Raw genomic sequence first — 9,953 nt, forward strand, 5'->3', positions numbered from 1 at the left:
CTGAACGTAGCATTGCCCCAACCTCTTCATCAAGTTCGAGATGCCATCGGGCGCCTCGCCGGTGACGAGCAGGTGAACGTGGTTGGTCATCAGAACATACGCGTGGACCGCGACGTTTTCCGAGGACGCGGCAGTGGCAAGCGCCTCGAGATAGAACCGGAAGTCGTCCTCTGAAAAAAAGCACGCGCCCCGATCGATCCCCCGCTGGATCACATGAAGGGGGGTATCTGCAGCAACAATCCGTGCTCGCCTTGGCATCTTCGCCTCACTTTCTCACCGCACAACCAACGAAAACCGACTATAGCAAAAAACGTGGTCTGTCCCCCTTTATTCCTAATGCCCCGCTATCGTGCTACGTTGTCATCACACGGGAAGGCCGCGCAAATACAAGGTATCCGGCGAGATGTCGATCTCGTCGGTCCACGCGACGGTTCCGAGGACGACATGGGCCTTCATGAACAGCGAGCCCTCCGTGAGGGCCGCGAATGCGGGATAAGCCAGGTACGGCCGCATGTCGAACACACGCCATTCCCCCGTAGCGAACTCCGCCTCGAGCTGATAGTCGGGCAGCAGTCTGACGCGGACGACATCGGGTGTCATGGCCATCTCCTTCAGCGCAGGGGATCGATCTTGTAAGGCGTCTGACCGCTGGAAGCAAGCAGCCAGTCGGCCATCAGCTCGTCGCGGTGAAGCTCGATCCACGCTTGGACGAGCTTCATCTGGCGGGCCTGAAGGCTTCCTTCGAGCACATCACCTTCAGGAATGCCAAGGACAACCTTAAACTCGTTGTAGCGAACGTGTATGTGAGGAGCGTGGTGTTTCTCGATATCCAGTGCGTACATCGATACCAAGATGCCATAGAACATGCTGATCGTTGGCAAGGCTCACCCTCCTCGTGGAACGCCGGGCACAGTAGATCCCCGTAACGCCGCGACGATGATGTCACGGCGGGCTGGGGAAGGCAAGATAATCGGGTTCTGTCCCCTATAATGCTCTCGTGCTCGCCTTGGCATCTTCGCCTCACTTTCTGACTGCACAACCAACGAAAACCGACTAAAACAGAAAACGTGGCCTGTCCCCCTTTTCACCTTTTCAATTTTAGACCCCGGCTGCCTGTGCCTTTGTCTGCTGTCCTGGGCTACAATGTAGTCCGCTAACTTCGAGGAACAAGCAATGCCAACGAATGCTGTTGTGCGTGCCCGTATCGACGAGCACATCAAGGAAGAGGCGACCGCCGTACTGGCAGCGATGGGATTGACCGTGTCAGACGCCTTCCGGATCCTCTTGACCCGTGTCGCCCACGATAAAGCACTGCCGTTCGAACCACTGGTGCCGAACGCCGTCACTATCGAGGCGATGAAGGAGGCGCGCCGTGGTGGATTGAAGTCGTTCGCCACCGTCGAGGATCTGATGGCCGACCTGAATGCGGTCGATTGAGCAAACCGGCCAGTTCAGGCGCGATTACAAGCGCAAGAGCAAAAGCCCCCATCGTGAGACGCTGGCAAGCAAGTTCGTCGCCATTGTTACCGCCTTGGCGAATGACCAGCCTCTGGCCGAAAAGCACCGCGATCACGCGCTGATTGGCGACTGGAAAGACCACACCGCGGTTGCCACATCAAGCCCGATCTGGTGTTGATTTACCGCAAGCCCAACGACAATGCCTTGCAGATCGTCCGCCTCGGGTCGCATAGCGAGCTTGGCCTGTGAGCAACAAGTTCCACTCTTCAGCTCAGGAATTTTGGAACGTTGCCCCTGGCTGGCTGCGACTGCTCGGGGGAACTGGTTCAGAAGCAAGGCCTTGTATCTTCCCGAGAAGTGAGTTTTTGGTCTTCAGGTGTTTCATGAACTCGTGGTGGTCGAAGGCTGTGGGTAAGTGGGCGGAGGCCCGCGCCGTGGGCAACGCGCAGCGTTGTCCACGGCAAGTGGGCCGGTGCGCCAGGAGGACGCAGTCCGACTGCGCACTGTCCGCTTATCCACAGCCTGGCGCCGCGAAACATTTTCGTGGTCGGTGCGCCAAACCCGGTAGGCCTCTGAGCAGGCAGCTAACCCCGATTGCGGAAGGCAAAAAGCTAGACCTGACCCCAACTTCGCCACCACCATAGCAGAAAACGTGGTCTGTCCCCCTTTCTCCGAAAACGTGGTCTGTCCCCCCTTTCTGTCCCCCCTTTCTCGAAGCCCGTCAGGCTTATCCCATGCGAAAGGTGGCCTGAGTTGCAATACCGTGTCCAGACAATCCGAGCCGGTACAGAAACGGCTGCCGCGATTTCCGGCGAGATCTGCGGAAAGAGAAACTTGGCACCCTTGGTGTCAAATGCGTACTATCAGTCTTCTCTGGTCCTTCTCGATGTTTCGACAAGGCAGCCATTCGCGCCTCCCCCAGAGTATATGCTGATGCACTTTGTAACGACGTGCTGCTTGTCACCGTTTCTTGGCGCCATATGAAGACGGCAAGCGCCCAACCCAGGCGTTGCGCGTGTCCAGAAGGAGAACTGATCATGACTACAGGCACTGTCCGACTTCATCGCGTGCTCCGGGCAAGGCCGGGGAAGGTCTACCGCGCGTTCTTGGATGCCGGCGCGCTGGCCAAGTGGTTACCACCGTACGGTTTCACCTGCAAGGTCGAGCACCTGGATGCCAGAGTGGGGGGAGCCTTCAAGATGTCGTTCGAGAACTTTTCGACGGGCCAAGGTCACTCGTTCGGCGGAGAGTATCGAGAACTGGTGCCAGGCGAACTGATTCGATACACCGACAGGTTTGACGATCCAAACTTGCCTGGTGAAATTCAGGTCACCGTGGCCTTGAAACCGGTCTCTTGCGGAACAGAATTGCACATAGTGCAGGAAGGATTACCCGAAGTAATTCCGCTGGAAATGTGCTATCTCGGTTGGCAGGAGTCACTTGCGCAACTCGCTAATCTTGTTGAACCGGAAATTCCGGCCTAGCGCAACCGAAGGCAACCAAAGGACAGCGAACCTTGAAACCACGAGTCAGCGTTATCACCCTTGGCGTTGATAACCTTGAACGTGCGCTCCAGTTTTACCGAGATGGCCTTGGTCTGAAAACCGAAGGCATCATCGGGAAAGAGTTCGAGAATGGCGCAGTGGCCTTCTTCGACCTACAGGCAGGAGTGAAACTCGCAATCTGGCCTCGCCAGAGCATTTCTCACGATACGGGCATCCCTCCGGGAATCCCGGCTCCCACCGAGTTCACCCTCGGACATAATGTCGCGTCCCGGGCAGAGGTCGATGTGATTATGGCGGAGGTGAAGATTGCCGGAGCGACTATCGTGAAATCTGCCCATGACACCTTCTGGGGCGGTTACGCGGGCTACTTTCAAGACCCTGACGGTCATTTGTGGGAGGTAGTGTGGAACCCCCAGTTATTGCCGAAGGACTAGGCGCTATCAGCCCTTGAACAGCGGCTTTTCTGAACTTCGATCTCAAGGTCATCCTGCCACATCTGATTCGCGCCGCCGTCACGACGGGCCAGCAGTACACGGAGACTTTGGCGCCGACTGGCTGAAGTACAGCGCCAATCAGGAGTGCCGTTGCACCCGGGATGGCGCGCAGCCAGTCGGCCGACCGCGCGGCGAATGCATTGGCGACAGTCGCGTGGCGCGCCGAGAGTGGCGAAGTTCTTGCGCACCTGCGACAAGGTCGACGAGTCGTGGTGAGAAACGAGCGTCGGCGTCGACACACCCAGGGGGTGTCGGACGCCCGTCAGACTCGTCGTTCGACAGCTCGTGCAAGGGGTGGGCACGAGCCGCCGGATGGGAGGAACGGTCCTCACGACCGATCCGGAATGAAACCGCGGCACTCCGTTCGAGTGCCGCGGCAGTCGCCTGTCAATCAGCGGACGGTTTGCTGCAGTTCACCGCTGGCATAACGCGCAGCCATCCTTTCAAGCGGGATGACCTGGATCATGCTCGCCTGGCCGGCGGTACCGAAGGCCTCGAAGCGGGCGCGGCAGATCTTCTTGGCCGCTTCGCGCGCTGGCTTGAGGTAGTCGCGCGGATCGAACTTGGACGGGTTTTCGGCAAAGTAACGGCGGATCGCGCCGGTCATCGCCAGGCGAATGTCGGTGTCGATGTTCACCTTGCGCACCCCATGCTTGATGCCGGTGACGATCTCTTCGACCGGCACGCCGTAGGTCTCCTTCATGTCACCGCCGAACTCACGAATTTCGGCGAGCAGTTCCTGCGGCACCGAAGATGAGCCGTGCATCACGAGATGGCAGTCCGGGATGCGTTCATGGATCTCCTTGATGCGCTGGATGGCAAGAATGTCGCCGGTCGGCTTCTTGGTAAACTTGTAGGCGCCGTGCGAGGTGCCGATGGCAATGGCCAGTGCGTCGCACTGGGTCTGCCGGACGAAGTCGGCCGCCTGTTCGACGTCGGTCAGCAACTGCTCGCGAGTCATCGTGCCTTCTGCGCCGTGGCCGTCTTCCTTGTCGCCGCGCATCGTTTCGAGCGAACCGAGAACACCGAGTTCGCCTTCGACCGAGACGCCGATGGCGTGCGCGAAATCGACCACCTTGCTGGTCACCTCGACGTTGTATTCATACGAGGCGACACTCTTGCCGTCGGCCATCAGCGAGCCGTCCATCATCACCGACGAGAAGCCGGAGCGGATCGCCGCCATGCACACGGCCGGCGACTGACCGTGGTCCTGATGCATGACGATCGGGATGTGCGGATAAGCTTCGAGAGCTGCCAGGATCTGATGACGCAGAAAGGGCTCGCCAGCGTACTTGCGGGCGCCGGCAGAGGCCTGCATGATCACTGGCGCATCCACTTCCGCGGCGGCTTCCATGATCGCCCAGACCTGCTCCATGTTGTTAACGTTGAAAGCGGGAAGACCATAGCCGTTCTCGGCAGCATGGTCGAGCAACTGACGCATCGATACGATTGGCATGATTGATTTCTCCAGTGATTTGCCCGTTTGGCCGGGCACGGAAAACGGCTGCTGCCGATTCCCAAAAAATGATTGCACAGTACGTCCTCCGAACCCGGAGGGCGGCGTGACGGTACGGTCAGACCTTGTACGGTTGTTGATCCCCGACGCGAACGATCTTCAGCGTATTGGTGCCACCGCTGGTTCCCATCGGGTCACCTGCGGTGAGGACAATGAAATCTCCCTTCTCGACGATTCCCGCGTCGGTCAACAGTTGTTCGGCGTCGCGCAGCAGTTCGTCGCGCGTCGTCGGCCGCTGTGTCATGAACAGGGGGAAGACCGCCCGATAAAGGCTCATTTTGGTCACTGCTTCGGGTCGCGGGGTCAGTGCGTAAACCGGAACGCCGCAGTTGAGGCGGCTCATCCACAGGGCGGTGGCGCCCGACTCGGTAAGGGCAGCGATGGCCTTCACCTTGAGGTGGTGAGCCGTCCAGATCGCAGCCAGTGAAATGGTTTGGTCAATCCGCGTAAACACCTGATTGAGAAATGCGCTGTCGAGCGTCACTTCGGCCGACTGCTCCGCTGCCAGGCAGATGCGTGCCATCGCCTCGACCGTTTCGACCGGGTACCTGCCGGACGCTGTCTCGGCGGAAAGCATCACGGCATCGGTTCCGTCGAGCACGGCGTTGGCGACGTCCGAGACTTCGGCACGGGTCGGCGCCGGCGAAAGGATCATCGATTCCATCATCTGGGTTGCCGTGATGGCCAGCTTGTTCTTCTCGCGGGCCAGATGAATCATGCGTTTCTGCAGCGCCGGAACGGCGGCATCGCCGACTTCGACGGCGAGATCCCCGCGCGCCACCATGATGCCGTCGGAGGCCGCGATGATCTCCTCGAGCGCCGCCACTGCTTCCACCCTCTCGATCTTGGCGATGGTCTGCGCCTGCCCGCCGGCAGCGTGAATCAGTTGTTTGGCCATGTACATGTCGGCCGCACTCTTGGGGAAGGAAACGGCCACGAAATCGACGCCGATGCCGGCCGCGGTACGGATGTCGTCCATGTCCTTGGCGGTCAGTGCGGGAGCCGAGAGACCGCCACCCTGGCGGTTGATCCCCTTGTTGTCGGACAACTCGCCGCCGTGCCGGACGACGGTGAAGATCTCGGAACCGACGACGCGCTCGACGTCGAGCACGATGCGGCCATCGTCAAGCAGCAGGACGCTGCCCGCGGAAACATCACGCGTCAGGTCCTTGTAATCAAGACCCACGCGCTCGCCATTGCCCATCTCACACCTGGCGTCGAGGACGAAAGCTGCGCCTTTCTCGAGCCAGACCTTGCCATCGGCAAACTTGCCGACGCGGATCTTTGGCCCCTGCAGGTCAGCGAGGATGCCCACCGGTCGCCCCATGCGGGCTGCCACCTCGCGCACCATCTGGGCACGTTCCACGTGATCCGCCACTTTGCCATGGGAAAAATTGAGGCGCACGACATCGACGCCGGCGCGAAACATCCGTTCCAGGACTTCGCTGCCGGATGACGCGGGACCGAGCGTGGCAACGATCTTGGTATCTCGTGACATGGTTCTCCTCTTCTTGCACAGGGACTCCTGCGGACACCCGAGGCGCTCTCGTCAGATCGGGTCGACTGCTTCGCCAGGTTCGCCAACACTCGCGGCAACCCACGCTGAGCGTACCTGAACCCCAGCGGATGGCAACAACGCGACGGGAAAAATATCACTTCCCTCGTGTCGTCAGAGTGCTTGGCCGACTCGCGCTCCGCTGCCGTGAGCGGCCAGCACTGCCGGCAGACCGGGCACGCGGACATGGCACCCCGCGGTCGTTGGCCGTCGCACAACGTGGGGATGCTTCATTCTGCCGCCGCCCATTACCGGGCTGCGATCAAACTACAGAAGCCGAACTCGCTCGATGGCGGTCGCCACCAACTCCAGCAGCGCAGTGCCCACACCCAGAGTCCACAGGAACCAGCTCGTCTGCTGAAAGCGGGGTAGCTGCGGGGCGCCCGCAGGCGCCCCGGACTGCCAATCAGCGAGTCATTACACGGACCATCTCCAGCACCTTGCAGGAGTAGCCCCACTCGTTGTCGTACCACGAGACAATTTTGACGAAAGTGCCATCGAGAGCCATGCCGGCTTCGGCGTCGAACACCGATGTGCAGCTCTCGCCACGGAAATCGGTCGCCACAACCTTCTCGTTGGTGTAGCCGAGAATGCCCTTCATCGGACCTTCGGAGGCCGCCTTCATGGCGGCGCAGATTTGCTCGTAGGTGGCTTCCTTGCTCAGTTCGCAGGTCAGGTCGACGACCGAGACATCCGAAGTCGGAACGCGGAAGGCCATTCCGGTGAGTTTCTTGTTCAGCTCGGGAATGACCTTGCCAACCGCCTTGGCGGCGCCGGTCGAGGACGGGATAATGTTCTCGAGAATGCCGCGGCCACCGCGCCAGTCCTTGTTGGACGGGCCATCGACCGTTTTCTGGGTGGCGGTGGCGGCATGCACCGTGGTCATCAGGCCGCGCTTGATACCCCAGTTGTCGTTGAGCACCTTGGCCACCGGCGCCAAACAGTTGGTCGTGCAGGAAGCGTTCGAGATGATCGTCTGGCCAGCGTAGGTCTGGTCATTGACACCGAACACGAACATCGGCGTATCGTCCTTGCTGGGTGCGCTCTGGATCACTTTTTTGGCGCCTGCCGCGATGTGTTTCTGGCACGTATCGAGCGTCAGGAAGAGACCGGTCGATTCGACGACGACGTCGGCACCCACCTCGTCCCACTTCAGTTCTGCCGGGTCCTTGACGGCAGTCAGACGGATTCTCTTGCCGTTAACCACCAGCGTGTTGCCGTCGACCGAGATGTCGCCCTCGAAACGGCGATGCACCGAGTCATACTTGAGCATGTATGCCAGATAGTCGGGCTCGAGCAGGTCGTTGATGCCGACCACCTCGATATCCGGGAAATGCTTGGCTGCAGCACGGAAAACCATGCGGCCGATGCGGCCGAATCCATTGATGCCTACCCTGATAGTCATTGAAACGGTCTCCTTGAGAAATTACAACAGTGATCTCACGACCCTGGCCACGTTGGCCACCGTGAAACCGAAAAAGTCAAACAACTGGCCGGCGGGTGCCGACTCTCCAAATCGATCGATGCCGATGACGGCACCATCAAGTCCGACGTATTTGAACCAGAAACTGCTGACGCCCGCTTCGATGGCCACACGGGGAACAGTCCGCGGCAGAACGGTCTCCCGGTAGCTGGCTTCCTGACGGTCGAACGCCTCGGCGCAGGGCATCGACACCACCCGTACCGCGATACCCTCATCGGCAAGCACCCCTTGCGCCTCGAGTGCCAGCCCGACCTCCGATCCAGTAGCGATCAAGACCACCCGGGGCAAGGCACAGTCAGCCAGAACATAGGCCCCGCGGCGCATGATCGCCGGCGCGACGGCACCGCTGACGGCCGGCAGATTCTGCCGGGAGAGCGCGAGGATCGTCGGTCCATCGCTGCGCTCGACCGCGGCCACCCAGGCTACCGCCGTCTCACCGGCATCGGCGGGACGCCAGACATCGACATTGGGGATCAGGCGCAGGCAGGCAAGGTGTTCCACCGGCTGGTGTGTCGGCCCATCCTCGCCGAGACCGATCGAATCATGGGTGTAAATCATGATCTGGCGCAGCTTCATCAGTGCCGCCATGCGGATGGCGTTGCGCGCGTAGTCCGAGAACACCAGGAAGGTGGCGGTATAAGGGAGCAGGCCGCCATGCAGCGCAAGGCCGTTGGCGATCGCCGTCATGGCAAACTCGCGCACGCCATAGTAGAGGTAATTGCCACCCTGATTCCTGCTGATGCCCTTCGAACCTTGCCATAGCGTCAGGTTGGAACCGGCGAGATCGGCCGAGCCGCCGATCAGTTCGGGCAAAAGCGGTGCGAAGGCGGCGATCGCGTTCTGCGACGCCTTGCGGGTGGCAATGTTCTCGCCCTTGGCCGCGATCCCGGCAAGGGTCTGTGCGGCGCCGTTGCTCCAGTCAGCCGGCAGTTCGCCGCGCATGCGGCGTGAGAACTCGGCAGCGAGCTCGGGGAAGACCACCGCATAAGCCGCCAAACGCGTTCTCCAGTTGGTCTCGAAGACGTTTCCGCGAACCCTGCCGTCCCATTGCGCCTGGACCTCGACGGGAATCTCGAAAGGTTCGTGTAGCCAGCCGATATGGTCGCGAGTGGCGGCAATCTCGGCCGCTCCGAGCGGCGCGCCGTGTACCTCGTGGCTGCCCACCTTGTTCGGAGAGCCGAGTCCGATGCGTGTCTTGCAGCAGATCAGGCTCGGCCGCGTGTGGTCGGTGCGCGCGGCGAGTACGGCGTTGTCGATCGCATGGCAGTCGTGCCCGTCGACGCCGGCAATCACCTGCCAGCCATAGGCTTCGAATCGTTTCGGCGTATCGTCGGTAAACCAGCCATCGACATGCCCGTCGATGGAAATCCCGTTGTCGTCGTAGAAGGCGATCAGCTTGCCCAGCCCGAGCGTCCCGGCAAGCGAGCAGGCCTCATGCGAAATGCCTTCCATCAGGCAGCCATCGCCGAGAAAGACATAGGTCGAGTGGTTGACGATCTCGTGTTCCGGGCGGTTGAACTCGGCAGCGAGAATCTGCTCGGCAATCGCCATGCCGACGGCGTTGGCGAGACCCTGACCAAGCGGCCCGGTGGTGGTTTCAATGCCCGGGGTATGTCCGACTTCCGGATGTCCCGGGGTTTTCGAGCGAAACTGGCGAAACTTTTTCAGATCGTCGATCGAAACATCATAGCCGGTGAGATGCAGCAGTGCGTAGACCAGCATCGACCCGTGGCCATTCGAGAGCACGAAACGATCACGATCTGGCCACTGGGGATTGGCCGGGTTGTGGCGCAGGTGGCGGCGCCAGAGGACTTCCGCGATTTCGGCCATTCCCATCGGCATACCTGGGTGACCGGAGTTGGCTTGTTGCACCGCGTCCATGGCAAGGGCGCGGATGACACTGGTCAAGGGGGTAAACGTAGTGGGCACGATGTTTTGCCGA

10 protein-coding genes and 1 pseudogene are annotated in these 9,953 nt (G+C 60.6%); 4 read left to right on the forward strand and 7 right to left on the reverse strand.

Annotation, left to right across the window (positions count from 1 at the left end; genetic code table 11):
- The 3 genes from JNK99_RS11295 to JNK99_RS11305 form a co-directional block, all read right to left on the reverse strand.
- On the reverse strand, nucleotides 1–258 hold a 258-nt coding region (locus JNK99_RS11295; RefSeq protein WP_291852951.1), incomplete at its 3' end, for a transposase.
- Between the two features lie 105 nt (nucleotides 259–363).
- Nucleotides 364–600: a DUF2442 domain-containing protein gene (locus tag JNK99_RS11300; protein WP_291852954.1), complete on the reverse strand. Its 237-nt coding sequence runs from the start codon at nucleotides 598–600 to the stop codon at nucleotides 364–366.
- 11 nt (nucleotides 601–611) lie between these two features.
- A complete protein-coding gene (locus JNK99_RS11305) occupies nucleotides 612–881 on the reverse strand; it encodes a DUF4160 domain-containing protein (RefSeq protein ID WP_291852957.1) in 270 nt (89 codons plus the stop codon).
- Nucleotides 882–1,173: 292 nt separating this feature from the next.
- Here JNK99_RS11305 and JNK99_RS11310 point away from each other — a divergent pair, with 292 nt between their 5' ends.
- From JNK99_RS11310 to JNK99_RS11325, 4 genes and pseudogenes are all read left to right on the forward strand, one after another.
- Nucleotides 1,174–1,437, forward strand: coding sequence for a type II toxin-antitoxin system RelB/DinJ family antitoxin (locus tag JNK99_RS11310; RefSeq protein ID WP_291852960.1), 264 nt, complete (start codon nucleotides 1,174–1,176; stop codon nucleotides 1,435–1,437).
- Nucleotides 1,424–1,707: pseudogene (locus tag JNK99_RS11315) on the forward strand (type II toxin-antitoxin system YafQ family toxin). Before JNK99_RS11310 ends, JNK99_RS11315 begins: the two are co-directional and overlap by 14 nt.
- A 788-nt stretch (nucleotides 1,708–2,495) precedes the next feature.
- Entirely contained in the window at nucleotides 2,496–2,942 is a 447-nt protein-coding gene (locus tag JNK99_RS11320; protein ID WP_291852963.1) for an SRPBCC family protein, read from the forward strand.
- A 32-nt stretch (nucleotides 2,943–2,974) separates the two neighbouring features.
- Nucleotides 2,975–3,397: a VOC family protein gene (locus JNK99_RS11325; protein WP_291852966.1), complete on the forward strand. Its 423-nt coding sequence runs from the start codon at nucleotides 2,975–2,977 to the stop codon at nucleotides 3,395–3,397.
- 451 nt (nucleotides 3,398–3,848) lie between these two features.
- On the opposite strand, the gene fba is transcribed toward JNK99_RS11325, so the two are convergent.
- From fba to tkt, 4 genes are all read right to left on the reverse strand, one after another.
- The gene (fba, locus tag JNK99_RS11330) at nucleotides 3,849–4,913 is read right to left on the reverse strand and encodes a class II fructose-bisphosphate aldolase (RefSeq protein WP_291852969.1); all 1,065 of its coding nucleotides are present in this window, start codon (nucleotides 4,911–4,913) and stop codon (nucleotides 3,849–3,851) included.
- A gap of 118 nt (nucleotides 4,914–5,031) precedes the next feature.
- The gene (gene pyk / locus JNK99_RS11335) at nucleotides 5,032–6,471 is read right to left on the reverse strand and encodes a pyruvate kinase (protein WP_291852972.1); all 1,440 of its coding nucleotides are present in this window, start codon (nucleotides 6,469–6,471) and stop codon (nucleotides 5,032–5,034) included.
- Between the two features lie 463 nt (nucleotides 6,472–6,934).
- Nucleotides 6,935–7,933, reverse strand: coding sequence for a type I glyceraldehyde-3-phosphate dehydrogenase (gene gap, locus JNK99_RS11340; protein ID WP_291852975.1), 999 nt, complete (start codon nucleotides 7,931–7,933; stop codon nucleotides 6,935–6,937).
- A gap of 21 nt (nucleotides 7,934–7,954) precedes the next feature.
- On the reverse strand, nucleotides 7,955–9,953 hold a 1,999-nt coding region (tkt, locus tag JNK99_RS11345; RefSeq protein WP_291852978.1), incomplete at its 5' end, for a transketolase.

The sequence above is a fragment of the Accumulibacter sp. genome (assembly GCF_016789985.1).
GTDB lineage: Bacteria > Pseudomonadota > Gammaproteobacteria > Burkholderiales > Rhodocyclaceae > Accumulibacter.

Excerpts from the sequence above, each read along its gene's own strand:
- JNK99_RS11300 (WP_291852954.1), bottom strand. The coding sequence starts at position 600 with ATGACACCCGATGTCGTCCGCGTCAGACTGCTGCCCGACTATCAGCTC.
- JNK99_RS11310 (WP_291852960.1), top strand. The coding sequence starts at position 1,174 with ATGCCAACGAATGCTGTTGTGCGTGCCCGTATCGACGAGCACATCAAG.
- JNK99_RS11320 (WP_291852963.1), top strand. The coding sequence starts at position 2,496 with ATGACTACAGGCACTGTCCGACTTCATCGCGTGCTCCGGGCAAGGCCG.
- fba (WP_291852969.1), bottom strand. The coding sequence starts at position 4,913 with ATGCCAATCGTATCGATGCGTCAGTTGCTCGACCATGCTGCCGAGAAC.
- pyk (WP_291852972.1), bottom strand. The coding sequence starts at position 6,471 with ATGTCACGAGATACCAAGATCGTTGCCACGCTCGGTCCCGCGTCATCC.
- gap (WP_291852975.1), bottom strand. The coding sequence starts at position 7,933 with ATGACTATCAGGGTAGGCATCAATGGATTCGGCCGCATCGGCCGCATG.